This is a genomic window from Bacillus cereus group sp. Sample62 (assembly GCF_036851315.1).
GTDB lineage: Bacteria > Bacillota > Bacilli > Bacillales > Bacillaceae_G > Bacillus_A > Bacillus_A wiedmannii.
Window position 1 is genome coordinate 2554777 of record NZ_JAFLPK010000001.1, and the last position, 26704, is coordinate 2581480.

Genomic DNA, 26704 nt, shown 5'->3' on the forward strand with positions numbered 1-26704 from the left:
ACATTGAAAGATAAAATGAATAAAAACAAAAAGCAAAACATTAAAGATGTAAATACAGAACAAAATGCAATTTATAGCGATCCAAAAGACGCAGCTAATATGCAAACGGTACCGCAGCCGAAGGATTTTGATGAAATCGAATATTAATTTTTATCCATCCGACTATATGATGAATGAAAAATACATCTTAAGTCCCATCACATGACAGAAGTCTTTTGATATCATATATACATAAGCATTTGAAAATGTCTTATCTTAACAAAGCTTTCTTTAAGTAAATCTAATATAACCTACAAAAAGACACTTCATTATGGAGTGTCTTTTTGTGCACATGAACTGAATTACCATTTTCCGTACAGTATTTTGCAATTTATGATGGTTATACTAACTGTGAAAATTCATGTCAAGATAAAAGAAGGGGACAGTTAGTATGAAACAAACTTCTATTAATCCGTTACTAATTGTTCTAGGTACAATCATTGTTCAAATTGGCCTTGGGACAATTTATACATGGAGTTTATTTAATCAACCCCTTGTCAGTAAGTTTGGATGGAACCTCAATGCCGTTGCGATAACTTTCTCCATAACAAGCTTTTCCTTATCGTTTTCAACCTTATTTGCAGGAAAGTTGCAGCAAAAGTTAGGACTTCGTAAACTCATCGCTACTGCAGGGATTGTTCTGGGACTCGGTTTAATACTTAGTTCACAAGTTTCTTCCTTACCATTACTATATTTATTAGCTGGTGTTGTTGTTGGTTATGCAGATGGGACTGCTTATATTACATCACTATCTAATTTAATTAAATGGTTTCCAAATCGAAAAGGGCTTATTTCTGGTATATCTGTTTCTGCATATGGAATGGGCAGCTTAATCTTTAGATATATAAACGGAAGTCTTATCGATAGTCTTGGTGTATCACAAGCATTTTTATATTGGGGGATTATCGTCCTACTTTTAGTATTAACCGGATCGTTCTTCTTACGTGAAGCAATCGTAAGTAACACCGCAACTGAGACTTTACACAATGACTATACACCTCGTGAAATGATGCGAACGAAACAAGTGTATCTCTTGTTTTTCATGTTATTTACATCGTGTATGGGGGGGCTATATTTAATCGGTATGGTAAAAGATATTGGGGTACAGCTCGTAGGACTTAGTGCTGCAACCGCCGCTAACGCCGTCGCAATGATTGCAATTTTTAATACAGTAGGTAGAATCGTTCTTGGAACATTATCAGATAAAATTGGCCGAATGAAAATTGTTTCTGCAACGTTTATAATAATTGGATTGTCAGTCTTTACTTTAAGTTTCATTCCACTTAATTACGGAATTTATTTCGCTTGTGTAGCAAGTGTCGCCTTTTGCTTTGGTGGTAATATCACAATCTTCCCAGCAATTGTTGGAGATTTCTTCGGATTAAAAAACCATAGTACAAATTATGGGATTGTATATCAAGGTTTTGGATTTGGTGCACTTGCAGGAGCATTCATCGGAGCACTACTTGGTGGATTTCAACCGACCTTTATTATAATTGGTGTTCTATCTGTTATCTCTTTCGTTATTTCAATATTAATTCGTCCACCAAAAGCAGAAAAGAAAAAAGAAACAAAACATTTATATCGGAAAGTAGCTTAATTCTGGAAAAGAGTCCTAATAAAGGGCTCTTTTTATATTACAAAATATTTGATTCCCCCTTTTTAATAAATGTGTAGGAAGAAAAGAGTTACTTAATTCAAAATGAAATGATTTGAAAAGTAATAAAGAGATTTATTGCTCAACGAACGAAGTAGCAGATTAGTAAAATATTCATATTGTTTTATAAAGGTACTGAAATCATGTTATAAAACTACATTAACCACCTTTGTTATTAGATATGTAATTCATTTGTATACCATTATTTTATTATAAAGGTAGTTGGCTTATATTGGTTACAACCATAATTTCTTCTTTTATCGCATTCACTTCAACAAATATTGATGACATTTTTATACTCCTTGTCTTATTTTCACAAGTAAAGACAAGAGTAATTAAGAAAGAAGGTAGAGCTGTCCGAGAAAAAACTAAGATGAAAGAACTTTATATTGTTATTGGACAATATTTAGGATTTAGTGTGATTACTTTTCTAAGTATCATCGGTTCTTTAAGCTCTTTTTCATTCCAGTTTCGTGGATCGGATTATTAGGATTCGTACCAATTTATATGGGAGTGAAAGGAATATTGTCACTTCGTTCTTATAAAAGGAATGAAGTCATTGATAACGTTTCTGGTTCAATATTTAAAGTAGCTTGGATAACGTTAGCTAATGGGGCTGACAATATTTCAATTTATATACCAATGTTCGCTAGTCAAAATCTTAAAACTAATATTGTTACATTAGTTATCTTTTTTTGTATGATAGCAATATGGTGTTTTATTAACTACACATTGTTAAGAGCTCCTATTTTAGCTAAAGTACTTGAGAGAAATTGTCATATTATCGTTCCAATAGTTCTAATTGGCTTAGGAATGTTCATTCTTTTTCGCAGTAATACAATTGAATTATTGTACTAATATGTTAAAACTAACGGAAGTTTTAATTAAAAAGAATCAAACGCTGTATAAAGCCGTACTACAGATAAAATGTAGTACGGCTTTTCTTTATTTTAGTGAAATGAAACAGTGCCCTACGACTATTAAGTTAGACAGGATATTACGATTATTAAATTGAATAGATACTTTAAAAGGAGTGTGATAATTAAAATGAAAATAGTAAAACAATGGGTCCAAGAAGATAGTGATTACATAAGAGAAAAAGTAATTGAATATAACCAAAAACATATTTCGGAAGAAGAGAAAAAGCCTTCAGAAAAAATTAGTTTTATCGTGAGAAATGAAAAGGAAAAAATTGTAGGTGGAATAACTGCAATTACATTTTGGCACCATGTTCATGTTGATTTCTTATGGGTTTCTGAAGAACAAAGACACGAAGGCTATGGAAGCAAGTTAATAAAACGTATTGAAGAATTCGCAATTGAAAAAGGGTGTAGGCTAATCAATTTAGATACTTTTAGCTTTCAGGCGCCTGATTTCTATAAAAAGCATGGATATAAAGTGATTGGAGTAAGTGAAGATCATCCGAAAGGACATAATCATTACTATTTAGAAAAACGTTTATAAAGTGTATATAGAATTAACGTTAGTATTTTGAATACAAATTTATCCTTTTGGAGTATGCATTTAAAGGAGAATCTTGAGTGAATTCATATTTAGAGTCACTTCTAAAGCAAGAAAAGGTCGAAGTGGAATATTAGTTACGGGAAACTAATTATTTATAGCGAATATATCTAAAATAGGCATCTAAATATTTGCATTCAGATGAAGGGGGAAATGTTATGAATTCATTTGTAAATGATAGGTTTCATGAAACGAGAAAACATCTATTCGAGGAAATTATGATATTGGATGAGGCTCAATTCAATAGTAAGCCAGACAAGAATAAATGGAGTATAGCACAAGTATGTCATCACTTAGTTTTATTGGATAAAGTGGTCATAAAGGTTATTTCATCTGGCTTAAAAAAGATTGATAGTACCCTAAAAGAGCGTCGAGAAATCCGTTCTATATTACAAGATAGATCGATAAAATTTACAGCTCCAGAAATGATTGAACCAAGTTTAGAACCATTTGAAGTGCAGAAAATGATCGATATGTTAAACGAATCAAGAAAAGAATTGATGAGTTTCCTTAGTACAATAGAAGATGAATCTATATTAACGATTAAATCAGTGATGCATCCAGCTCTTGGAGAATTACTTCTCGATCAGTGGATAGAACTGATCTATTTGCATGAACAACGTCATATAGAACAAATCAAAGAGATAAAATTACTTTGTGAAATTGGGAAGTAAAAATCTTTGGTTGTTAATAAAAAATACAGCTCTCATATGTATACATTCCAAATTAATCTAAAGAAAGATTAATTTGGAATCCGATTTGTTGTATAAGTTTAACCTCGTCTCAAAATAAGAGCGGGGTTTTTATTAATTTTGGAGGTATTCTGGCATTTTTATTTAGTATTAATGTAATCAATTTTTATTCCAATACTTAGAGAACTTACTATTAAACCGAGTTAATGATAGAATAATAAACAGACAGAAAATTCCTTTTATTGAAAACAGAGGAGGTATGTATGAAAAAAGTAAATGTTACATATGCACTTTTATACGATAAAACAAACGAAAAAATCTTAATGGTAAAAAACAAAGGGAAAAATGGTTCTTATTACACGTTACCAGGTGGCGCAGTTAAATTGGGAGAAACGTTAGAAGAGGCAGTAATTCGGGAAGTGAAAGAAGAAACTGGGCTCCATATAACTGTAAACGGTATTTGTTCCATTAGCGAAGCTTTTTTCGAAGAGAGAGGTCATCATGCAATTTTCTTTAATTTTTTAGGTGAAATAATTGACGGAGAGACAAATATAACAAGGCCAAAAGAAATTGAAGAGATTACTTGGATGAAATTACATAGAGCAGCACCGCATTTACGTATACCAGAACACTTATTAAAGATATTACAAAGGAAAGAAACAGTACCTTACTTTTTTAACGGAACAATCGTTCATCAATCTTCATAACATTATCATTTCATGTAGGGTGGGGAAAAAATGGAGTTTATCGTTAATCATAAACATTTCACTCAAGCACTTTCAGAAGTAAGTAAAGCTGTATCTACTAAAGCTATAATACCTATATTATCTGGTATAAAAATAACTGCAGATCAATCTGGAATTACTTTAATCGCAAGTAATTCAAATATTTTCATTGAAAAATTCATCCCTAGTTCCAACGAAGACGACCAAATTACAACTATATTAAAAGCAGGAACTATTGTAGTACCTGCAAAATATTTCATTGAAATTATAAAAAAAATGCCAAGCGATGTATCAATAAAAAGTACGAATGAGCAAATAATTACGATACAGTCAGAAGAAATTACATTAAACTTAAATGGACTTCCAGCATATGAGTTTCCGAATGTACCACTTATAGACGATCATGCAAACATACAAGTAGAAACCGAACAATTGATTGAAGCATTTAAACAAACTGTCTTTGCAGTAGCTAAAAATGAATCTAGACCCGTTCTTACCGGTGTTCATATAGAGTTAGATCATAATAAATTAATTTGTGTAGCAACTGATTCACATAGACTTGCTATACGCGAAACGATAATATCTACAGATGTGAAAGCAAGTTGTATCGTACCAAGTGCAACTATTAGTGAACTTCTTAAATTATTGAGTAGTAATTCCGAATTTGTATACATCTATCTTTCAGAAAGTCACATTATTTTTACATTCGGTACAACTACATTATATTCAAGACTAATTGAAGGGAAATATCCTAGTATATCTAGTTTAATTCCAAATGACTTTCAAACAGTCATTAACATAGATAGAAAAAAGATTTTACAAGGTGTAGATCGATCAAACTTATTAGCAAGTGAATGGGCAAATAACAATGTCAACTTAGAAATCATAAACGAATCAACAATTAAAATTTCTTCTAATGCTTCTCAGATTGGAAAAATATCCGAGACACAACAGATAGATACGATTCAAGGTGAAAAACAATTAAATATATCTTTCGATGGACGATTTATGATGGATGCTTTAAAGGCAATAAAAGAAGAAACGGTTACTTTAAGTTTCAGCGGTTCTATGAGACCGATATTAATTGAAGCAGGGACACAATCTGCAGCAGTACATCTTATATCTCCAGTAAGAGCTTATTAATAACAAAGGAAGGAATCACATTATGTACAAGCACACTTTATGTTTTATAAAGAGAAATGAAGAGATACTTATGTTAAATAGAGAATATGACCCTGTAAAAGGATTATGGAACGGGGTAGGTGGAAAGATAGAAAAGGGAGAAACACCTTTAGAAAATGCGATTCGTGAAATAAAGGAAGAGACTAATATAGTAGTAGAAGGAATTTTAGATTGGAAAGCGATTTCTTGGATTCTAAGTGACTATAATTACGGCGTAGGAGAGATAATACCTAAATTTTTATCTGAAATACTCCACAATGAATTAATATTAGAACACAACTTTGTTTTATCTAATCATAAATTAATAGATTATAGGAATGCGGAATTGATTAAGCAGGATAGTTCTATAGATAAGATAGTTCAATTATAAAAAGCAGGAATTGTAATCTGTAATACGCAGCACAATCATTATAACCTAAATATAAAAGCCATAGATTATTCGAAGAGTAGCTAAGGAGAAAACTTATATGAGGATGAGTGTAATGAAGAAAATAATTATTTTACTCATAGCTGTAGTTCTAATTACTTTTTCTTTTTATCAATACAACAAAAAAGATAGTTTAGCAAAAAATGATAAGTTGTATGTAGAAGACTTTAAAGGTAAAAATGATTCAAACAAAATACAATCTGCTATTAATAAAGCAGAATCAAGTAAAATTAAAACAGTATTGCTTGAGGATAAGAAGTATAAAATCACGTCACCAATTATAGTGAAAAAAGGTGTAAAATTATTATTCGGTTATGGAACACAGTTTGTTGTTGAAGGTAATTTTAGAGTTCTAGAATTAGAAAAAAATGCATCTATCGAAGGAGCCTATATAGCTATAGATGATCCTACATTTAATTCTGAAGTTATATATTTAGACGGCAAAAATAAGTATTATAACACTTGGCACAAAACACAAATAAAAGATATAAATATTATCAATTGGACAGAAACGAATAAAGGTACCGGAATTTCTTTGTATTCTGGTGGGAAAGAAAATGAAATTTCATTTATTAACTTTGAAAGTATAAAAGTTGTAGGAATGGAAACTGGGCTAAAATTAGTAGCAAAGAAACCGCAATCTGGTTATGCTTGGATAAATGCCAACCGTTTTATAAACTTCTCACTTGAAGATTGTGTAAATATGATTTATATGGATAGTAATGTAACTACACCAAATGAAATTAGCGGTAATCAATTTACAAATCTACAAATACAGCCATCAAGTAAAACGAAAAATATATTAAGAGTAAGTGGACAGTATAACGAGTTCAATGGAATGGTGTGGGATTTACAGAAAATCAATCACGAAAACGAACTCATTGAACTAACTGATAAAAGTATGAATACGGTTATTAATATTACCTCTGTACAAACAAATAGGGTTTTAGATAGCGGGAAAGCAAATATAGTGAAATAAGGTTAAATACAGAAAAAGAGCGAATTCCTTATAATAGGGTTCGCTCTTTTTTATTTATAGTTAAATTTCTCTCCACCAAGCTGATGAAGGATAGTCTGTAGATTTTAACGTAATAGATTCACCAATTTGTGGCGTTGCAATATTAACTCCTAAACGCTTTGCTTCTTTTGTCACACGTTCAATAGGATCACTCCATTCATGTAATGATAATGTAAAAGCACCCCAATGAATCGGAAGAAGTAATTCTCCTTTCACGTCAATATGAGCTTGCACTGTCTCTTCTGGTAACATATGAATAGCAGACCATCTTGCATCGTATTGCCCACATTCCATTAAAGTAAGATCGAACGGACCGTACTTATCACCAATTTCCTTAAAGTGAGGAGCATAACCGCTATCACCACTAAAGAAAACTTTAGTCTCTTGACCAAGAATAAGCCATGAACACCATAACGAACAATCTCTATCTGTCATACTCCGTCCAGAGAAATGCCTTGCAGGTGCACAAACCAACTTTATATTATCAAACGCAATTTCGTCCCACCAATTATGTTCACTAATTTTACTAGGTGAAACACCCCATTTAATTAAATATTGCGCAACTCCAGTTGGAACATAAAAGTGCTTTGCACGATCTTTTAACTGCATAATACTTTTGTAATTCAGATGGTCATAGTGATTATGAGAAATGATAATCGCATCAATTTCTTGAAGGTCTTCACGTTCTATAGAAAAAGAGCCACTATAACGTTTACTATTAAACAGAGGAAATGGGGAAGAGGCATCGCCAAACATTGGGTCTAATAAAAATGTTTTACCTTCTATTTTTAAAAGAGAAGCAGAGTGCCCAAACCATGTCACACTATCTAAAGACTCATTATTTTTATTCGATAAAACAATAGGTAAATTCTTTACAGGACGCAGCTTTGATTTCATTTTAAAGTAATCAGTTATTAAACCTATAATATCTTTCGGTTTAAAACTTACATCAGTATGAATTTGATTCATATATTTCTTTTTCATTCGTTCTCCTTTTTACGTTTAACAATATACGTATGTTGTTATTGTAGCTATTTGTAGTTTAAACGAAATTATATTACCTTTCATCTTAAATGCATTACATTTCATAAATTCGTCAAATTCATTATTCTTATATATAAAATGTAAATCAAACAGCAGCAGATAAAACGAATATGAAGTAAATGTAAATTATTTAAATTTAGTAAATTTCTTCTTATAAGCAACAAAGAACATACGTTTCGTTATATGTTATAGAAGAAGATAGGTCTCTAATTATTAAAAGGAAGGAGAGGACGTAAGTGCAAATAGAGAGAAAAAAGAAATCAAAATGTAAACTATCAAAATCTGAAATAACGCAGCTTTATGCAGATGGGAGGAGTACCTCAGAAATCGCTAAACTCGCTAATGTGTCTGCTAGGTATATTCGTATGGTTTTAACAGACAATAACGTTCCAAGGCGCGCTATAGGGAGTTGGAAGAGAAAGTATGACATAACAGAAGATTATTTTAAAATGTGGTCAAATAATATGGCTTATATATTAGGATTTATAGCAGCAGATGGTGTCATACAAAAAGAAAATCAATGCGTCAGTATATCACAAAAAGAAAGTTACATTTTAGAAGACATAAAAAAAGAACTAAAAACAAACCAGCCACTTTACCAAAACAAAAAAACAGACGTATATATGCTAAATATTAATAGCAAAACAATAAAAGACGACCTTATGAACATACACGGAATCATGCCATGTAAATCATTTAACATCGAATTCCCATTCGTGCCAGAAGAATATTTACACCATTTTGTTCGTGGGTATTTTGATGGGGATAGTTACGCCAATTATGAAACTTATACAGTTAGTTTTGTAGGTGGATCATATAACTTTATGAATTCTTTACATCAAATACTACAAAATCACAATTTACCAACCGATTTACTAAATCAAAATAAACATTATCGCGTCATTTTAACCGGGAGAAAATCAATACAACTATTTTCAAATTGGATTTATAAAGACAAAGATATTTATTTGCATAGAAAATATGAAGTATTTCAGAAAGAAGGTCTAAGTATAGATCAATTGCAAGATCGAAAACTAAAACAAACTCAAAATGCCGTTAAACAAAGAAAACAAAATTTCCTTAAAGAATATATGAAAAATAAATGTAATGCTGCAGCTTGTTCTAATTTAGAAATAAGCGAATCAACTTTTAAACGTTGGTTAAAAAATGATAATCAATTTAAAACAGAGTATGAACGGATTAATTTTATAAATCCAACTACCAATAACTAAATATAAAATTCTAGATGACCTTAGTATAGGTATTAACATAGCCATACTAAGGTTTTTAAGTTGAAATTATTAAAGGATTCTTATTTTTATATATAGAACATAGCAAATACATAGATTTCACAATTATTTTACTAAAGAAGGAGGGACTTTATAATGTTTGCCAATTATACTTCAGAGAAAATACTTCAAACATCTTATGAGGCAAAAATGATTTCGTCAGGTGATAATTATCCAACTTTAAAAATAAGTGTAACAAACCTTCAATACTTACTTGTAATGCTTCATCTTGGTAAAAATCCACCAGCAAGTTCAGCTGTAGAAGTTAAAAAGTTAATTAACGATAACTTTTTAATTGAAATTGAAGCAATTGCTGTAGCAAACTAATTTTTAAAACTTATTATTAATCTATCCATGCAATTCGTTTAATGCGTTCATTTAAAACGAATTGCGTTTTTTATTGTCTTAAATATAATTTATATCTGGAGACATTATCATCAACAACTTATAAAATAACAAAAAAACAAATAACTAAACAATGCATCACACAGAATGATTTAAAAGAAAAAGGGGAGGATAATCAATAGTACTAACCTATAATAAGTTTATTACTTTTTACTAGTTAACATAATATATATTATAGGCAGTTAAAGAAACAAAGCAATCTCAGGTATCAAAAACCAAGTAAACTATACTTAATGAGACGAAACAGAGATTTTTAGTGAGATTTACATAAAATCGTATCTAAACGAATTTCTACAGTTTTTATCAATCTTTTTGTTATAAATCTATCACAGCAAATTCTAATCAATAATCCATTAAGATTTAACGAATCATAAACATTTTTGATCGACAAGAAATTTTTATACAGAAAAATTATTTCTATACAAAATATAAATTAGTAATTTTATTTTATGTTTTACTTAATGAATTTATTGCTATTTGCACACGTTTTACAACTTTACATTATTTGCTGTTATTTTTGTTATTTACACTTGACTTTCATTACACTTATTGTTCGTCATTCTAGTTAACATAACGTTTTATTTTTAACATAAAAAAATCTCCCTCACCTTTAGGAAGATTTTTTAGCTTGCTAGTATTTCATTTATATATTTTTAATAACAATCCCAATTGTAAATAACATTGGAAAAATCTAGATTTAATAAATCGTCTTTCTTTATAAAGAAATTAGCAACACCAGAATCTCCCCACATAATATTTAATGAATCATCTGTATCAATTTGCAACAATAACATGTCATGTTGCTCGTATTTTTCTTCCCATTCCCTTGGATCTGTCTGTGTGAAAAATGGATAACCACCAATTTTATGCCCTTGATCTTTACATAAATCATCATACAGTTCGCCTAATTCTGTATTATTTTCTTCATCAACAATTTCTTCCCAATCAATGTTATCGCTAAAAATCTTTTCAAATCGATAATCTCTTGATGTTATGGGTTGATAACCTAATTCAAACTTTAGTTTCGCTGCTTCGGGTATGATAAAGTCCTCTAATTCTAAAGTATTTAAATAACTAAAATCAGTAATAACCTTATTTAAATCTTCTAAAATTGTAGAATGATAAATAATACGAAAGTCTTTTTGGCTTGTTGGATGATCAAAATCTGCTCCGAAAAGCTCATCATCAGCACTTACGAAAAACTGTAACATTCCCTTTTGAGGCATATATTCAACATGCGGCATTTCTTCAAAGTTTAACTGCGCAAGTAACATCATAGGTTGTCCATTTGAATCTTTAGGATGCTCTTGATTTATAGGTAAATACGGATAACCACCAAATTTACTCTCAAAAAGAGTTGTCTCTGCTTTCACTCCAGACACTTTAATATACGGTTTCACACTTTCTTCTAAAATACTACGATACTGCTCTAGTTCTTTCGGAATTTGAAGTTGATACGTATTCTTCATTACATTTGCCTCCCTTTCATAATGAATTGAAAATGCCTTACTTAATTATATAGCAAGAGATAGCTTCATTGAAAATTGTTAAAAGTCCGTTTTCATCCTCGTTTTTTGCGCACTTGGTGGACAAAGTAGATTATGTTCTAATACCTTTTTATTAATAGTTTGAATTAAATCAGCTGCTTCTGCAGTATTTGTATTTTCTTTTAGTCTCTCTTTTAAATCATCAATTTCTTTTGAAAGCTCAATCCACCTAGGTAAAACATTATTATTCTTTAGCGTTCTATACAGTTGCTTTTCAGGATTGTAAGAAAGATCATTATCAAGATTAAGAGGCTTCCCTTTACCGGGTAAATTATCAAAAGACCCTTTCTTTTCTGCTTCTTTAACGATAGAACTAATATGATCCTCATACGTAAAGGACCATACCTTCTCATCTTTTACTAATATCTCTTGCTTTTTTAGTTTTTTATCTAGCTCATCTTGATTCATAGATTCTCTCTCCTTTTTATTTTATAGTGTGGTTTTTGTATGTTTTAATGCTTTCAACCCATCAAATAACTTTTCTCGCCACCAAATACCGTCATGACCGCCTTGAAACTCTTCATAAGTATTTGGGTATCCTTTTTCTTTTAAAGCTTTATACAGGCGTCTATTAGCCGTTAAAAGAGGTTTGTTTTCAAGTTCTCCTACAGCCATGTAAAAATGAGGTTGAGTCGCATTAGAATCTATAGATGAAATTTGATTTTCAGTCCAAGGAATTTTATTTTCATAACCATCCTTTTTCCAATGTACGGATCCAGACATTGACAACACGTTCCCGAAAATGTGTGGATTTTGAAGAGCTGCATAAAAAGCTGCTAGGCCACCAAGGCTGAAACCAGCGATTGTTGTATGTTTTGCTTCTTGATATACGTGATATTTAGTCTGAATCCACGGAAGTAATTCATCTGTTAAAAATGTATTCATTTTATCGTTATAAGTTAGTTCTTCTAGCCGATCAACTGGTTCTATAGCAACAGCAATACAAGATGGGATTTCTTTTTCGTAAATTAAATAATTAAGTGTTTTTGCGATTGAAAGGTCATTAATGAATGAATTTCCATCAAATACAATGAGAAGTTCTTGAAGATGTGAAGTGTGAGAATAATCATGAGGCGTATAAATATGAATGTTACGTGTGTTATTTAAAACCGAACTATGAAAAGAATATGTTTCAATTCTCCCAGATGGATAATGATTTGAAGGAAAACGACTGCTATACTGTACTTCCATATCTATTTTTAACACAGATGCTTTATTGGCACCTTCTCCAAATGTATTTTCATTAAATGGGTCTAGTCGATACTGTTCACTACGCTTTATCCAATCATTTTCGAAAAAATCATTTTCTGTAAAATAATAAGTTGAAATAAAACTCTGATTCGTCCTAAACGTAACATGCCAAATATCTGTCTGTAACAATCGTTTTAATTGATTTACAGACAGATCCCAACCAGGAAAACTACCGAATACATAAACATTTTCAGTTTTTTGGTCTTCTAACCATATATACGTTATAAGCTTATACTGATTATCTACAGGACATTGTTCTATTAGTGGCGTATGATTTGACTTTATTTCATGCAAAAAAGTATAAAAAGCTTTCTCGTTTCCATTTTTTAATTGATTATTCAGTTCCTCTAACTTAGGACTAATTATTGAAGTCACCCATCTGCCTCCTTTGTATTTCTTTTCACTAGATTGCTTTTATAAAATTTAGGATTAGTATGTTATGTATTTAGATGAGTTATTTATTAGAAGGTTTATCAATTGCCTGAATAGAAAGTTCCAACGCTTTTATCCGTCTTGTTAAAAGTGTTCTTTGGGGACTTCCAGCTTTAGCCTTATCATAGGCCCTCTCTATTGATGGAAGCAAACCAGCAAGGACATTACGAGCTGCTGCTAACTCTTCTTGACTATACTGGTGACTTTCTTGATTCCAAACGTTTTCTAGTACTGCTAACCCTACACAAACTGCTTTAAGTCGTTTTTTTACTAATGTAGTATTTGCACCTTTTTGAGTCATTTGTGATAGTGCATTTTCAAGGTCGATTGTAAAGATTTTATTGATTCCAATTTATCTATATTTGATACGTTTTCCATGTTAATGTTGTCCCTTCTCACTTATTTTGTTTAATAAAATAAGTACTTGATTTCACTCGAAATATTTTAACATAAATAACTATATTCGAGTTAGACAATGAATTAAAGGAAAACGCCCACTAAACATCTCTCTCTCCCTTACATCATTCTATATGTACTTCTTTCTGCACATTAAAATCCCTATATAAACAAGTTATAAACATTGTCTTTTTTATGAACAAAAAACGCACAAGCAACATAACTTGTACGTTTTTATTTTTATTCAGTAATATAATTTAGTACAGAATTTAAAGTTGCTGCTGTATGCATCCAATAATAATTTAAATCAGCATTTATACAATCATCATATGTAAATTTACTTTTTAAGTCTCGTTGCAATTTTCCTGTAGCACGATACGGAAACGGTTTATGCAGCGGACTATGCATTTTCTGCAATTCATTAAAAATAACCTTTTTACCTTATAGCAACTTCCCACCTCTTTATTTCTCTATCCAATTTAATAATTTTTCATAATGATATTGAGCATCTGTATAGCCGAGATTATATAGATTGACGAGTTTTTCTTTATTTCTTTCTATTCCGCTTATAGGAAGCTGTACGCTAGGCTGAATCACATAAAAATTGTCTTTTTGTTCTATATGATTCATATAAGATATCGTCTCATTATAAAAACGATAATGTTCTACTAAAGACGCTGCGATATTCGGATATTTTCTATATAAAATTTTAGCCAATCCTGAAAATTTATTTCGCTGCTTCTCATATCCTTCTGGCTTTGTCATAATGACAACGTTCTTTTGATAACCATCAGTTTGTGCTTTTAGAACCGGTATAGGATCTATAATCCCTCCATCTAACAATTTTCGATTATCATATTCTACAGCAGGCGCTATGAATGGGACAGAGCTTGATGCACGAATAATTTTTAGAATATCATTTCCATGTTCTATTTTATTGTAATAAACTGCTTTTCCCGAATCGCAATCAGTCGTTCCTATGACAAACTGTTCACTTGAGTTTAAGAAAGTTTGAAAATCAAATGGAACAACTTTATTAGGGACTTCATCAAATAAAAAGTCCATTCCAAATAATTCACGTTTTCGAATCAAATTTCGATAAGATATATATCGGTGATCTGACACTAGCTCTGTATTTACTTTTTTATTCCTTCCTTTTTGACGTGATAAATAAGTTGCGCCCATACATGCACCAGCGGATACGCCAACTACATACGGAAAGAATAAGTTCTTTTCCATAAAATATTCGAGTACTCCTGCAGTATATAGACCTTTCATTCCTCCGCCCTCTAATACTAAACCTATATTTTTCATGCTATATCCCTCTGCTTCTTTTTTCTTACTTACATATTAGCACAAGATTTTAAGACGAGGTTATATAAATGAATTGCAATAATAACCAGAAACTACTAAAGTAATGTCATAATTTCTTAGTAAATAGCATGGTACAATATAAGTAACACAATCCACAAATAACGGAGGAGGAATTTCCTATGGGTTTATTTAGCGGTATTTTAGGAAATGCATCAAATGCGAGTACAGAAAGTGTAGAACGTGATTTAGAGAAGATTATGTTAGACGATGAGAAAGTTGAACATGCTTATAAATTAATTCGTGATTTAATCGTATTTACAAATCGTCGTCTTATTTTAGTAGATAAACAAGGAATATCAGGTAAAAAAACAGAGTATCATTCTATTCCTTATAAAAGTATTACACAATTTAGCATTGAAACAGCTGGGCATTTTGATTTAGATGCTGAGCTTAAAATTTGGGTATCTAGTTTGAGTACGCCAATTACGAAGGAATTTAAAGGTGACGATAGTGTTTTAAGCATTCAAAAAGCGTTAGTAACATATACGACGAAATAACGCCTTTCCGTATGTTTATTCATTATAGAAATTACTAACCCGAATATTTTGGAAGAATATGCATTGTTTTTGTATATTTAATCTAAAATAACATAAAAAGGTAAAGCGTATTTCAAATGCTTTACCTTTCTTTTTTGTAATAAATAAGTGTAGTTTTATCATTTAATTTCTTTATTACTTCTGTTCTTTTATACCCCATCTTTTCGTATAGAAAACAATTTCTTTCTTCTTCTAAAATCGTAGCAAGTTCAAAGCTCCGTGTTTCTGGAAACATCTCTTCAATTAAAATAAGTACCTTCTGAGCGATTCCTTTCCCTTGATAGTTTGGATGAATAAACATTGGACTGATCCAAAATTTATAAGGTATTTCTTTTTGGGATATACAAATCGCTCCAACAAGTTTCGAATCTATTATCATTTTATAAAAATTACTGCCAGGATTATTTATTCTTAAAATAGTTTTTTCAATAGATTCATTTGCTGGATTTGTTTCATAGTCTTTATATTTATTTAATAAAGGGCTAAATGAGTCTATTTGCATTTGAAATAAAACTTTCGCATCATTTTCTGTCGCTTTCTCTAATGTAATCTCCATGTTACCAATTTAGTCGCTTTCTTAATGAAGTTATATGAGCTGTATGATGGCGCCCGTGCCATGCATATAGTCCTATTGCAGCAGCAAGTTTTGTTTCACCAGTATCTGGATGATTAAATGTCTTTTCTAAATCTTCAAGTTCTAGAGAATATAAAAGGTTAACCCATCTTTTATGTAATGACTCTAACATTACTAGTGAAACATCTACTGGTAATTTAGAATCAGGTAGTTCGGCCCACTTCTCTTCTTTATATGGTTTAATAGTTGGATTCTTTTCTGTTAATGCTAATTTAAAGCGTATGTAGCTATTCATATGGCTATCAACAACGTGATGAACTACTTGACGAACCGTCCATCCACCAACTCGATACGGCGTGTCTAACTGCTTCTGATCTAAATCTTTAATTGCTTTTGCTAGTTCATTAGGTAAATCTTCAATTTCTTGAATCCATGTATCAATCATTTCTTCAGTTATAGGACGTTTGTATGTAAATTGCCCAATTGGATAACGTAAATCATTCATGTATAAGTCCCCCTTATTATAAGCGCGAAATATTTCTCCATATATAATGTACAAACTTCACATGCTCCCCGTTTAATTCTATAGAATTTGTATCTGCTTCGTTTTGATAAGAAGAAAATCCGCTTTTTTCTAGTACAATTTGTGATGCGAGATTATTAGTAGTTGTTTTAGCAAGAACTTCATTAATTTCATTATTTTTCGCTACGTCTAACACTAATTTTACAGCTGCTGTTGCAACTCCTTTTTTAGTAAACTTTTCTCCGACTCGATACCCTAACGAACTGCTTCGGTTTTCCGTATCTATATCTACTAAATTTATTCGTCCTACAATTTCTTTTTCTTCATTACGAATTAAATAAAAATAAGAATCTCCATCCGCTTGTTCTATTAATAAATCGCCTAGTAGTTTTTGAAAATATTCAAAATCGAAATATTGCGAGCCACGATTTGGTACCATTGTTTCAAAAAAAGATTTATTCGTAAGTTCAAACGTAAATAAATCTTTAGCATCGTGTTTCTTTAATGGTTCTATGTATATTTTCATCTCGTTTACTCCTTCTATATCTACTAACTGTTATATATTCTTTTTTAATCAACTATTTTCCTTCTAGTTCTTTCGCTTCAGTAACACAGCAAGTAGTACTTTCGGATGAAATAGGTGTAATGGACTGCGAATTAAATTCATCACTCTTACTAATCGAATATAAACGTCAGAATCAGTTGCAGATAGTTGATATATTTGTTTCGTATACCATAGCTGGAATTTTTGCTTTATCGATAATTCTCTTTTTAGCTGAGGATGACGCGATATTTCCGTTGTAGTCATTTCCCAAGGAGTTTGTATGATATGAGCAGTCCTTTTATAAAACTGCTGAGTAAATGCTTTATCAAGTTTTTGTCTTCTTTGTAAAAGTAACTGTAATTGGTGAGCTTCCATAGCAGCAACTGAAACACCTTGACCGAAAACAGGATCGAAACGACAATGTGCATCCCCAACTACTAACAATCTTTCGGGTAGATCCTTCACTAAATCAAATCGCCGACGTACTTGATAAGGAATTTTGTACGTTTTGATATCTGAAATTGCCTCAGCTTTGTTTAGAAAGTCTGTAACATTGGAGATTGATAGGTTTTCAGCAAAGTTATAAAATTCATCATCTGTTTGTGGTGCTTTCTCATTTGCATATCCGCTGAAAGTAACAAAATAACGATTATCCTCAATTGATTGAATAAGAACACCGTACGGATTTTCAGGAAAACTAGGGGACATTAGCATATCACAGCAGTCTAATTTCTCATTTTCTTTAAGTTTAAACATTCTAGTTGCGTAAAATAAATCAATACGCACTTTCTCTTCTTGCACTTCGATATTGTATTCACGTAACCACCCTATACTTTTTGAACCAAATCCACTTGCATCAACTACGATATCTGCTTGAATTTCTTCTTGCGTGCCAGTCTCTAAACATTTAGCTTTTACTCCATATACTTTGTTAAACTTCCCATCTACTAATAACCCTTCAACTAATGTTCCGAATTTAGTGGCGATATTTGAAATTTGATGTATTCGTTTTTGAATATGCCATTCAAGCAAAAGCCTACTTTGTTGAATCATATGTACTTCTCCTATGAATTGTTGTTTCCATAAACCAAATTGATGCCATTTTAAATCACGAGTAAAGTTATTTACGATACTACCCGCTTCAATTAATTCATTAGTGATAGTAGGAAACAATTCCTCAATCGCTTTTTCTCCACCTTTTAATAACACATGAGGATGATTACTTTGTGGAACTCTTTTTCTCGAAGCTTTTCCATCCCATCTTTCACCAGCTTCTATAATGAGTACTTCTTTAAAAGTAGATGATAATGCTTTTGCTGCGAGTTTTCCTGCTATACTTCCGCCGATAACGATAGCCTTATTAAACATATTTTCCCCCTTAATGAAAAAAGACCCTGCCTTGTATGAATGAAACAAGATCTAAACGAATAGTTACTACATTAAAACACATTCGTAAATTGCAACGTTAAAATTAAAATGCCTAATCCCCATACGTAATAAGCGAATACTTTTAAGGAGTGACGTTTTAAATATTGAATCATCCATGAAACGGCTATGTAACCAAAAAACGCTGCTGATAATGTGCCGACGATTAAAGATGTACTAGAAATAGATTCTGATTTTCCTTGATAAACATCTGCTAATTGCAAAATGATAGCTCCGACAATAGCTGGAGTTGATAACAAGAAAGAAAAGTAAGCAGCAGTTTCGCGGTCTAACTTCCTCCATAATGCAGCGACGATTGTCATACCAGAACGAGAAATTGCTGGGAAAATAGCAGTCGCTTGAAATGAACCGATAATTAATGCATCTTTATATGTAATGTCATCCATTTTTTTACGACCATTCTTTTGTTTATCGGCCATGTAGAGAAAGAATCCTGTCACTAAAAACTCCCAACCAATCGTAATACCTGTTTTCGAAATATCTTCAAAGAAGTCTTTAAATAACAATCCGATTACAACTGCTGGTATCGTCCCAACAATAAGCAATAACATGAGCTTTGAAAATGGATTTTTAATTAAGTATATAAATTCTTTTTTGTAATAAATAAACACTGCAAGCAAAGTCCCGATATGCAGCATCGTATCTAAAAACAATCCTGCTTCATCTAATTGAAACAAATGCCTCCCTAAATAAAGATGCCCTGTACTACTTATCGGCAAAAACTCTGTTAAACCTTGTATGATCCCTAATATAAAAGCTTCTAACCAATTCATGATGGTCCCCTTTCTCATTTGCTTGTACCAATATATGAAGGTTAAATTTTCGATATGAAAAAAACTATATTTCTCTATGAATTTACTTTCATTCCATGGATATATATGTAAAAAGGGGTCAGGAGGGTTACTATGTGGCAACATACGAAATTCGGCAATGTATTACTGTGGGTAGGACCTATCCTTGTGTTTTTAGGATTGTGTATGACAAATGTTATTTCAGATATTCCTTTCTTTGAAGGAAAACATAAAACGCTTGGAATTATTATTTTATTTATAGGGGTTTTCTGTTTAATTGCAGCTAACTTTTTTAAAAAAGGAGAAAGAAATGAGGAATGAAATACAAAAAAACAATCCTAGTATATGTGCTAGGATTGTTTTTTTTGTTACTTATTTATAGAACACTTTATCAACGTTATATTTTGCTTTATATTCATTAATAATGTAAGTTTCGTAAATTTCTCTTTCTGTTGGATCTTCTACGATACATGCATCAATACGGTATACTTCATCACGGTGATTTTTAATTGGTGAAACATTGTCTTCAAAATGCTTCTTAATACGTTGTCTAATTTTACGAGCTTTACCTACGAAAAGAAGTTCGTCATTAATATTGTAAAACATAAAAATGCCGCCTTTATCTCTAGGGAACAAGTGGAAATCGATAAAACCATTAATTGGAGTAATGATTGGCTCGTCTCCTTTAATAACTTGTTTACGTTCAGTAATTGAAACATCAGCTTCAGGAATATTAATTTTAATCAAGTTCATTCACGTCCTCTTTTATTATAAAGATAAATAATAGCATACATATGTAAGAAAAGCTACGTTCAGAGGCATATTTCATTTTATAATTCAAATATTATAGGAGTATCATGTAAACTCTTCTTCCAAATCATATGATCACTTGATTCTCCCCAATAATCCTTCAATACATAACTAGGCTCTCCAAACTTCTTCGTCCATATACTTTGTGCTTTTTTGTATCCACTATCTAAACAGTATTCTGTTATTCCTCTGCTAAGTAACGTAATATACATTGCATTAAGTAATAACTTACTTATGCCATTTCGTTGATATTCAGGTAGAACAAATACTGTTCCTATTTCATATAAATCTTTAAGTACACCACCTGTACAACTATGAATCAATGTACTCGCTGGACCGATTTCAATTGTTCCAATGATTTTATCGTAACTTGTATCAATTGCTAATAAAAAGTAACGATTTTCTCCATTACTCTCTAAATCATTTTTCAAATACTGTTTTTTCGTATGTATTTCATTTTCTATATCATCTAATAATTGTGATAACCCTTCATTTTTAAATGTATGAGTAATAACAAGACGAAAAAACAAATTGAGTTCATCTAAATCATCCGAATTTGGCCTTCTTATTTTAACGTTATACACGACTTAAATCTCCAATCTTTGAAAATATATAATAAATTGTTAAGACCATACTTTATATACTCTATTCAACATTATTCTACAAAGGCCTGCATAGATCCAACAATATAGAAAGCTCAGTATAAATATCGATAAAATAACTTTTATATCTAAAGTTGTAAGAACAGTAGGACCTAATACAGGGAATCGAAAGACATCAAGTACAATCATAATACCTATAATTAGACATATTGCTGAAAAGGAAACAATCCAAATCCTCCTCTTGAATTGCATAAAAGATACTCCTAGCGCTATACCTAATAAACCTGTAGTAAAAGGATTTACTTTGTCCACTTTAAGCTTAAAGTTTTCGGGTCACATGGATTCGGTTTAAATTGTTCTGACAGTGCACCTGATCCTTGAGTCCCGGCCATTGAATAATGAAGATAAAATAAGCCATTATGATTAAATTGCGGATGAAACGCTAATCCGAGCAATCCGCGTTCATCATACCCGCTACTAGAAACACCTTCTTCAAATGTGCCTAATTTAATAATTCGGTGACGAATATTTAAAAATGTCTTTACAGCTCCGTCTCCTATGTAAAAAACCTCTCCTAATTGAGTTACGATAAATAGCCTTTCGGTCGATTCACCTGGAAGTATAGCTGTTTTTATTACAGTTGGTAAATTTAAGTTATGAACGATGGGCCATAAACGAACCTTAACGTTTGTCAATGAACTATACACTCCTTTTTAGTCTTTTTAATAGAAGAATATGATTAGAGTAGTTCAATTAGTATCAAAACTATAGACCTAAAAGCGTAATATCCCTATTCGTACAAGTCTGTTTTCTATTTAGCATCAATTAACTTACATTCCTTTTTATTACATTTTTCGATATGATATAAGTATAAAATATAAATTAGGGGAACAATCCATGGCAATCTTACTACAAATCATCGTACCACTTATATGTGCAATATACTTATTTACCCTCTATCGTAATGGAACATATGGATCAGCTGCATTTCTTTTGGCGGTCATTATAGGGATTTTCGGTTTAGAGAATATCTTTCAATATGCTAGTTTAACAAATCTTACTGTTTATCCGTATTGGGGTAGTTTGAAGGCTGTAATCTTTATTTTATCAGTTGTGTTTTTATTCAAAAGAACACCCACTCCATATAATAATTAATAATTATTCATGTTTATTTAAAGCTTTTTTTCGGAAAGAGGTTATACAATGAGAGCACCATATCAAGTATTGATATTTCCTTATATAATAACTGATGATTCTATTCAATATGCTATTTTTAACCGAAGTGATTATGGTTATTGGCAAGGAATAGCTGGTGGTGGAGAAGATGGTGAGTCTCCTATTGAATCAGCAAAACGAGAAGCGTTTGAAGAGGCTGGTATTTTAAGAGAATTTCCCTATATAAAATTAGATTCTGTGTCTTCACTACCTGTAGAGGATGTAGTTGGGAAATTTCTTTGGGGAGAAGATGTTTATGTAATAAAAGAATTTTCTTTTGGAGTTAAAGTCCCTACAAAAGACATTTTATTATCCAAAGAACACTGCAATTATAAATGGTTATGCTTTGAGGAAGCAGTAATGCTGTTGAAATGGGATAGTAACAAAACAGCGTTGTGGGAATTAAACAAAAGGTTATCAAAGCAGTTAAAGAATTAGCTATAAATAAAAAAGATTAGGAGCGAATCCTAATCTTTTTTATTATTCAATTGCGCCCGCAACGTCATAATCGTTTAAACCTAATTCTATTGTTTGGCCAAGTGCTAGTTTAGCTAATTCTGATCCTAAATATGGGCCGGCAGTTAAACCCGAAGCGCCTAATCCGTTCGCAACGAGAATACCTTCGAAGTTAGGTAGTGGCCCAATAACAGGTAAGAACCCTGGAGTAAATGGTCTAAATCCAACTCTCGTTTCAAGCATAGTACTATCTTCTAAACTAGGTGCAACTGTTAATGCTTTATGGAATACTTCATGTAAACCACCTGCTGTTACACGGTGATCGAAACCAGTATCATTCTCATGTGTTGCACCAATTACGACGTGACCATTGTCAAATGTTAAAATGTATTGATCGTTTGGTGGCATAACAACTGGCATATTTTCTGTTGCTGTATTTTCAATTTGCAAATGAACAATTTGTCCTTTTTGGAATGTAACTAAGAAATTAATTCCTAACGGATTCAAGATTTCATTCGCCCATGCGCCTGCAGTTACAATGACCTTTTCTGCTAAAATTGTTTCGTCGTTTACTGTAACTCCAGTAATACGATTACCTTCACGAACTAATACAGCATCTCCTTTTATAAAAGTAGCACCATGTTTTTTCGCAGCACTTATTAATGCGTTACGTAATGATCTTCCATTTACTCGTGCAGCGCCACTAATATGAACAGAACTGTATTCTTCTGATAATGCTGGGAATAATTTTTTCGTTTCTTCAGCTGATAAACGCGTAATTTCTCCAATCTCTGGTGCATCTTCACGTCGTTTATAAGCTCGCTCTTCCATTTGATCTAGTTTTTTCTCGTCAGTATGTAAACTAATTGCACCTACACGGTTGTAACCTGTATCTGTTTCACCGTCTTCTTCTAATTGTTGAATTAACGAAGAATAGTAACGTGCACCGCCTTTAACGATTTTATACCACGCTTTATTACGACGCTGTGAAAGCCAAGGACAGACAATACCTGCTGCTGCATCAGTTGCTTGACCTAATTGTTGGCGATCCACGATAGTAACGTTCGCACCTGCTTTAGCAAGATGATAAGCAGTAGACGCTCCTAAAATTCCAGCTCCAACTACAATATACGATTTCATTTCAAACACCTTTTCTCTTTTGCTGATTATTTAAATATAAGAACATACTTTAGTATACTGAAAGGAATCCTTTTTTCAATGTACTAAGCGTAATTAATTGTTGCATCATTGTGACTTTCCTAACCATTATTTTTTCTTCTTACGGAATAATTCAATTGTTTTATATCCTTGTGAAAGAATTTCAATCATTTTCTCAAGACGTTTTTCACGTGTTTTTTCTTGTTTTACAGAAAACAGATTACGTGCCCAATCTTTTTTATATCCAGGTGTTAAACTTTGATAAAACTTAAGTTCATTTGGATGATTAGCTAATAAAGCTTCAACATCTTGAATTCGATCTGCATAATCAGCTACACATTGGCTCATCGTAGGCGTTTTCGTCGCTTTTTTCTTCTCACGCTTTAAACCCACTACAGTAAAGACATCATCCATACTTACCATTCGCGCAAATTTAATATCGCTTTCTCCCACATATCCATCTTCTCCAACGTTTAATGCTGGGAACATCTCATCACGATGAATAAACGTACTATAGCGAGAATTTCCTTTTTTCGGATATGCGAAATATATATAACCTTTTTCAATTAGTAATTCTTCATTACTAATAATATAATTCGTATGTTTCACCATTTCATCAAGTGTTTCTACAAAAATAAAAATGGCATCGTGTTCTTTTGAAAATACAGTTTCTTTTCCTGTAAAAACTTCGTAATCACTTGGTTCATTAATAACAGCCATATTCGTATACTTATTAAGTTTCAATTTATCGATAACTGACATATAAATCTTCCTTTACATTCAAAATTCATTGTTTATACTTTTTCATACTGTTCTAGTGTATTATATCTATTAAGAAAATCAAACTTTAATAGTTGTTTTAAAATAAAAATGTCATTTCATTAGCTTCTAGTATTTCTTTATTATTTTTCTATACATAAAAAAGAGACTAGACTCAATTTTAAGCCCAGTCAATATATCACTGTGTTTTCCTCTATTTAAAACCGTATCTCTATTTATTAATCTTCTACATTTACTCCGACCCGAATTGCTGTATCTATTTGTTGATTGTATACGGTTACTTTTTGAAAAGGATTATGTATTAAAATAGGCGTTAGATCATACACTCCTTTGTCTTTGTTTATAGCAATTTGAGACTTTACAGTATAAACTGTATTTGGTTCTAAATCATAAAATAATACATCTTTATTATCTATAAATTTCATTTGCTCCCAATCAAAGAATTGTATTAATGCATATTGTTTTCTTGAATTACTATTATTGCCGACCTTCGTATAGAAAATCAAATTTTTATTGTTAGTTACTTCTTGAGTTAACCATCTCTTGTAATTATTCTCTTTAGCAATAAAAACACCATCTAAAATATCCTCTGTCTTCTTTTCTCCGTAACTATTAAATTTAACTTGATTATTTACAGTTTCATCCCCACCTACTACTGTACTAAATCTTGCAAACAGAAGATTTGAGGCATCAGTTTGTTTCCTGAACTCTTCATCCAATATCTTTTTATCTGGGAATTTAGCAATAACAAAAGTTATATCGTGCAACCCTTTTGGTAATGGTGGAATTTCTATCGGGATTTCCACTGCTTCTCCCGCACCTACTTGAAAGGTGAAGTCTTTTGCTAACTCTCTATCATCAACTTTAAATTTACTTTGTTTATAATCAACAAGTAGAAACAACTTATAAACTCTTTCAGTTTTAATTAGGTTTCCTAAAGAAATAAATTTTTTAAGACTTTGATGTTCTTCTATATTAAAGTTAAAATCTTTCTCAATTTCTCCGTTTAGATTATATATTCCTAAATTAATTCCTCCAGTTTTGGCAAAAGGTAATTTATCTCGATTTAATGTATTTTCTATAGTAGATTTGAAGTTAGTGCTATCTAATAAAATCTCGGAAGAATGATTAGTTTGTTTTTTATCTTTTGTGCAGCCACTAAACAATAAAAATATTGCTATTACTAGCATATATACTAACCTGTTGTGACTCATTGCAGCACCTCCAACTTAAATTTTATACATACGAAAAGCATATTTGAAAAAAGCTTTTAAATCACAAATGAATAAAATAGCCGATTCTACATAAGAACCGGCTAGCTATTCATCTCAACTCAATAGCAAATAAAGTATTTAATAGCTCTCTATATTGATCTTCTGTAATTACTCGTTTCATTTTTTCCCCGTGAATTATTTCAGTTAAACTCTTATTTGTCAAAGAGACATGGCCAGAGTCCGTCAATTTAACTGCAATTGGTCCTTTATTGAAAATAGATTTCTCATCTTCTATTACTCTTTTTTGAACATCGCTCACAACTGCCTCATCAATGATGCGATTATAAAAAGCATGACAAACTTTCCACTCTCCATTCGTATCTTTTCTTTCTAGAACGTAATTTCCTTTACTCGTATCTTTTCGTCTCACTCGATACGAACCATTTTTAGAGGAAACAGATTCTCCAGTAAAAGATACAGGGATTAATGGTACTAATGAAGCGATACCTACATCAATTAAGTATCGTTCGTTAGCATAATTTAAAATAATCGTTATATGCCCATCCTCAAGTGCCCATGCGTTTATATCATTTTTATATACGGTTCCAAGGGCAAGTTGTACATCATAACCACAATCTTTTAAAAAGTAGTAAAAAAGAGTATTTAATTCATAACAAAGTCCGCCGCGGGATGTAGTTAAAATTTTATTCTGTAAATTTTCCATAGTAATTGTATTCGCATTACGTGCTATAACATCTAAATTCTCAAATGGTATAGTGTGTGCAAATGCAAAGAGAATTGTATTTAATTCTTCAAACTTCACTTCAGTACGTTTTTCAAGGTTCAATCTTGTAAAAAGCTGATCTTGTAATCTTGTCATATTCAGCACCCCTAAATAAGTTATAAGTTAAAATAGTATATGCTGATTGTAATTTTGATGGGGTACTGAAACAATGTACATTTCGTTTAACTGTACCGGTACAAAAAAATAATTCATAAGATAACTGAATATGAGAATTCAAATAAAAGACATCATACTTTGGGATACGGCAACAA

The 26704-nt window shown here is 31.5% G+C and carries 28 protein-coding genes and 7 pseudogenes; 15 read left to right on the top strand and 20 right to left on the bottom strand.

Annotated elements, in window-relative coordinates; genetic code table 11:
* The first annotated feature begins 3 nt into the window (after positions 1-3).
* From J0835_RS12860 to J0835_RS12900, 9 genes and pseudogenes are all read left to right on the top strand, one after another.
* Positions 4-147 (top strand): hypothetical protein, encoded by a 144-nt coding sequence (locus J0835_RS12860; protein ID WP_000653369.1) that lies wholly within the window; start codon positions 4-6, stop codon positions 145-147.
* A gap of 283 nt (positions 148-430) precedes the next feature.
* Positions 431-1639, top strand: a complete 1209-nt coding sequence (locus J0835_RS12865; protein ID WP_087980571.1) for an L-lactate MFS transporter — start codon at positions 431-433, stop codon at positions 1637-1639.
* Positions 1640-1928: 289 nt separating this feature from the next.
* Positions 1929-2554 (top strand): annotated as a pseudogene (locus tag J0835_RS12870) (cadmium resistance transporter).
* 189 nt (positions 2555-2743) lie between these two features.
* On the top strand, positions 2744-3160 hold the full coding sequence (locus J0835_RS12875; protein ID WP_087980572.1) for a GNAT family N-acetyltransferase: 417 nt from the start codon (positions 2744-2746) through the stop codon (positions 3158-3160).
* Positions 3161-3375: 215 nt separating this feature from the next.
* Positions 3376-3891 (top strand): DinB family protein, encoded by a 516-nt coding sequence (locus J0835_RS12880; RefSeq protein WP_087980573.1) that lies wholly within the window; start codon positions 3376-3378, stop codon positions 3889-3891.
* A 281-nt stretch (positions 3892-4172) separates the two neighbouring features.
* Entirely contained in the window at positions 4173-4616 is a 444-nt protein-coding gene (locus J0835_RS12885; RefSeq protein WP_087980574.1) for an NUDIX hydrolase, read from the top strand.
* A gap of 30 nt (positions 4617-4646) precedes the next feature.
* The gene (gene dnaN, locus J0835_RS12890; RefSeq protein ID WP_087980575.1) at positions 4647-5777 is read left to right on the top strand and encodes a DNA polymerase III subunit beta; all 1131 of its coding nucleotides are present in this window, start codon (positions 4647-4649) and stop codon (positions 5775-5777) included.
* A gap of 22 nt (positions 5778-5799) precedes the next feature.
* Positions 5800-6186, top strand: coding sequence for an NUDIX hydrolase (locus J0835_RS12895; RefSeq protein ID WP_087980576.1), 387 nt, complete (start codon positions 5800-5802; stop codon positions 6184-6186).
* A gap of 97 nt (positions 6187-6283) precedes the next feature.
* The gene (locus J0835_RS12900; RefSeq protein ID WP_087980577.1) at positions 6284-7222 is read left to right on the top strand and encodes a hypothetical protein; all 939 of its coding nucleotides are present in this window, start codon (positions 6284-6286) and stop codon (positions 7220-7222) included.
* Positions 7223-7282: 60 nt separating this feature from the next.
* On the opposite strand, the gene J0835_RS12905 is transcribed toward J0835_RS12900, so the two are convergent.
* Positions 7283-8245 carry an MBL fold metallo-hydrolase gene (locus J0835_RS12905; protein ID WP_087980578.1) on the bottom strand — a complete coding sequence of 321 codons (963 nt, stop codon included), beginning with the start codon at positions 8243-8245 and terminating at the stop codon, positions 7283-7285.
* Positions 8246-8541: 296 nt separating this feature from the next.
* On the opposite strand from J0835_RS12905, the gene J0835_RS12910 reads away from it, so the two are divergent.
* On the top strand, positions 8542-9537 hold the full coding sequence (locus J0835_RS12910) for an LAGLIDADG family homing endonuclease (RefSeq protein WP_087980579.1): 996 nt from the start codon (positions 8542-8544) through the stop codon (positions 9535-9537).
* Between the two features lie 291 nt (positions 9538-9828).
* A pseudogene (locus J0835_RS12915) lies at positions 9829-9921 on the top strand (RidA family protein); the annotation flags it as partial.
* 731 nt (positions 9922-10652) lie between these two features.
* Here the strand turns inward: J0835_RS12915 and J0835_RS12920 are convergent.
* The 6 genes and pseudogenes from J0835_RS12920 to J0835_RS12945 form a co-directional block, all read right to left on the bottom strand.
* Positions 10653-11468, bottom strand: coding sequence for a YwqG family protein (locus tag J0835_RS12920; protein WP_087980581.1), 816 nt, complete (start codon positions 11466-11468; stop codon positions 10653-10655).
* A 78-nt stretch (positions 11469-11546) separates the two neighbouring features.
* The gene (locus tag J0835_RS12925) at positions 11547-11954 is read right to left on the bottom strand and encodes a J-domain-containing protein (RefSeq protein ID WP_140386771.1); all 408 of its coding nucleotides are present in this window, start codon (positions 11952-11954) and stop codon (positions 11547-11549) included.
* A gap of 21 nt (positions 11955-11975) precedes the next feature.
* On the bottom strand, positions 11976-13172 hold the full coding sequence (locus J0835_RS12930; protein ID WP_140386772.1) for an alpha/beta hydrolase-fold protein: 1197 nt from the start codon (positions 13170-13172) through the stop codon (positions 11976-11978).
* A gap of 79 nt (positions 13173-13251) precedes the next feature.
* Positions 13252-13607: pseudogene (locus J0835_RS12935) on the bottom strand (hypothetical protein).
* Positions 13608-13880: 273 nt separating this feature from the next.
* Positions 13881-14033: pseudogene (locus tag J0835_RS29205) on the bottom strand (YxiJ family protein); the annotation flags it as partial.
* Between the two features lie 54 nt (positions 14034-14087).
* Complete coding sequence (locus J0835_RS12945) at positions 14088-14939, bottom strand: patatin-like phospholipase family protein (RefSeq protein WP_087980582.1); 852 nt, start codon at positions 14937-14939, stop codon at positions 14088-14090.
* A 179-nt stretch (positions 14940-15118) separates the two neighbouring features.
* On the opposite strand from J0835_RS12945, the gene J0835_RS12950 reads away from it, so the two are divergent.
* Positions 15119-15496, top strand: a complete 378-nt coding sequence (locus tag J0835_RS12950; RefSeq protein ID WP_000522465.1) for a PH domain-containing protein — start codon at positions 15119-15121, stop codon at positions 15494-15496.
* Between the two features lie 121 nt (positions 15497-15617).
* On the opposite strand, the pseudogene J0835_RS12955 reads toward J0835_RS12950, so the two are convergent.
* The 5 genes and pseudogenes from J0835_RS12955 to J0835_RS12975 form a co-directional block, all read right to left on the bottom strand.
* Positions 15618-16091 (bottom strand): annotated as a pseudogene (locus tag J0835_RS12955) (GNAT family N-acetyltransferase); the annotation flags it as partial.
* Position 16092: 1 nt separating this feature from the next.
* On the bottom strand, positions 16093-16614 hold the full coding sequence (locus J0835_RS12960) for a YfiT family bacillithiol transferase (RefSeq protein ID WP_087980584.1): 522 nt from the start codon (positions 16612-16614) through the stop codon (positions 16093-16095).
* Positions 16615-16630: 16 nt separating this feature from the next.
* Positions 16631-17158 carry a GNAT family N-acetyltransferase gene (locus tag J0835_RS12965; RefSeq protein ID WP_087980585.1) on the bottom strand — a complete coding sequence of 176 codons (528 nt, stop codon included), beginning with the start codon at positions 17156-17158 and terminating at the stop codon, positions 16631-16633.
* 63 nt (positions 17159-17221) lie between these two features.
* Positions 17222-18544: an FAD-dependent oxidoreductase gene (locus tag J0835_RS12970; RefSeq protein WP_087980586.1), complete on the bottom strand. Its 1323-nt coding sequence runs from the start codon at positions 18542-18544 to the stop codon at positions 17222-17224.
* 71 nt (positions 18545-18615) lie between these two features.
* On the bottom strand, positions 18616-19395 hold the full coding sequence (locus J0835_RS12975; RefSeq protein ID WP_087980587.1) for an undecaprenyl-diphosphate phosphatase: 780 nt from the start codon (positions 19393-19395) through the stop codon (positions 18616-18618).
* 132 nt (positions 19396-19527) lie between these two features.
* Here J0835_RS12975 and J0835_RS12980 point away from each other — a divergent pair, with 132 nt between their 5' ends.
* Entirely contained in the window at positions 19528-19734 is a 207-nt protein-coding gene (locus tag J0835_RS12980) for a hypothetical protein (RefSeq protein WP_087980588.1), read from the top strand.
* A gap of 51 nt (positions 19735-19785) precedes the next feature.
* Here the strand turns inward: J0835_RS12980 and J0835_RS12985 are convergent, their stop codons facing one another.
* The 4 genes and pseudogenes from J0835_RS12985 to J0835_RS13000 form a co-directional block, all read right to left on the bottom strand.
* The gene (locus tag J0835_RS12985; protein ID WP_001048941.1) at positions 19786-20166 is read right to left on the bottom strand and encodes a nucleotide excision repair endonuclease; all 381 of its coding nucleotides are present in this window, start codon (positions 20164-20166) and stop codon (positions 19786-19788) included.
* Positions 20167-20243: 77 nt separating this feature from the next.
* Positions 20244-20807, bottom strand: a complete 564-nt coding sequence (locus J0835_RS12990) for a GNAT family N-acetyltransferase (RefSeq protein WP_087980589.1) — start codon at positions 20805-20807, stop codon at positions 20244-20246.
* A 39-nt stretch (positions 20808-20846) separates the two neighbouring features.
* A pseudogene (locus tag J0835_RS12995) lies at positions 20847-21128 on the bottom strand (hypothetical protein); the annotation flags it as partial.
* A gap of 5 nt (positions 21129-21133) precedes the next feature.
* Positions 21134-21520, bottom strand: a pseudogene (locus J0835_RS13000) (PQQ-dependent sugar dehydrogenase); the annotation flags it as partial.
* A 202-nt stretch (positions 21521-21722) separates the two neighbouring features.
* Between J0835_RS13000 and J0835_RS13005 the strand changes: the two are divergent.
* Both J0835_RS13005 and J0835_RS13010 read left to right on the top strand, forming a co-directional pair.
* Positions 21723-21980: a hypothetical protein gene (locus tag J0835_RS13005; RefSeq protein WP_087980590.1), complete on the top strand. Its 258-nt coding sequence runs from the start codon at positions 21723-21725 to the stop codon at positions 21978-21980.
* A gap of 48 nt (positions 21981-22028) precedes the next feature.
* On the top strand, positions 22029-22478 hold the full coding sequence (locus J0835_RS13010; protein ID WP_087980591.1) for an NUDIX hydrolase: 450 nt from the start codon (positions 22029-22031) through the stop codon (positions 22476-22478).
* Between the two features lie 42 nt (positions 22479-22520).
* Here the strand turns inward: J0835_RS13010 and J0835_RS13015 are convergent, their stop codons facing one another.
* The 4 genes from J0835_RS13015 to J0835_RS13030 all read right to left on the bottom strand — a co-directional run bounded on the left by J0835_RS13015 (position 22521) and on the right by J0835_RS13030 (position 26528).
* Complete coding sequence (locus tag J0835_RS13015; RefSeq protein WP_087980592.1) at positions 22521-23636, bottom strand: NAD(P)/FAD-dependent oxidoreductase; 1116 nt, start codon at positions 23634-23636, stop codon at positions 22521-22523.
* A 126-nt stretch (positions 23637-23762) separates the two neighbouring features.
* Positions 23763-24416, bottom strand: a complete 654-nt coding sequence (locus J0835_RS13020; RefSeq protein ID WP_087980593.1) for a YdeI/OmpD-associated family protein — start codon at positions 24414-24416, stop codon at positions 23763-23765.
* Between the two features lie 236 nt (positions 24417-24652).
* Complete coding sequence (locus J0835_RS13025; protein ID WP_087980594.1) at positions 24653-25648, bottom strand: hypothetical protein; 996 nt, start codon at positions 25646-25648, stop codon at positions 24653-24655.
* Positions 25649-25757: 109 nt separating this feature from the next.
* Positions 25758-26528, bottom strand: a complete 771-nt coding sequence (locus J0835_RS13030; protein WP_087980595.1) for an arylamine N-acetyltransferase family protein — start codon at positions 26526-26528, stop codon at positions 25758-25760.
* Positions 26529-26704 lie beyond the last annotated feature (176 nt).